This window comes from Cognatundibacterium luofuense (genome assembly GCF_018139685.1).
In the GTDB taxonomy this organism is placed as follows: domain Bacteria; phylum Pseudomonadota; class Gammaproteobacteria; order Burkholderiales; family Burkholderiaceae_D; genus Undibacterium; species Undibacterium luofuense.
In genome coordinates this window covers 1-306 of the sequence record NZ_JAGSPN010000498.1, presented here as the reverse complement: position 1 = coordinate 306, position 306 = coordinate 1, and the positions used below count along the sequence as shown (strand labels likewise).

Below are 306 nucleotides of genomic sequence, written 5' to 3'. Positions count from 1 at the left end.
ATGAAGGAATGGGCGGACTTCTATGAAACCCTGTTTAACTTCCGTGAAATCCGTTACTTCGATATCGCTGGCAAGCATACTGGTCTGAAGTCTAAAGCCATGACTTCTCCTTGCGGCAAAATCCGCATCCCTATCAATGAATCATCCGATGACAAATCCCAGATCGCAGAATATCTGGACCTGTATCACGGCGAAGGCGTGCAGCATATCGCGATGGGCACCGACAATGTCTACAAAACCGTGGCCGATATGAAAGCAGCCGGTGTCTCTTTCCAGGATACGATAGAAACGTATTATGATCTGGTC

At 47.7% G+C, this 306-nt stretch carries 1 protein-coding gene; it reads left to right on the top strand.

The window, feature by feature from the left end:
• Nucleotides 1-306 (top strand): VOC family protein (locus tag KDM89_RS21395; protein ID WP_212689805.1); only part of this gene is annotated, 306 nt, incomplete at both ends.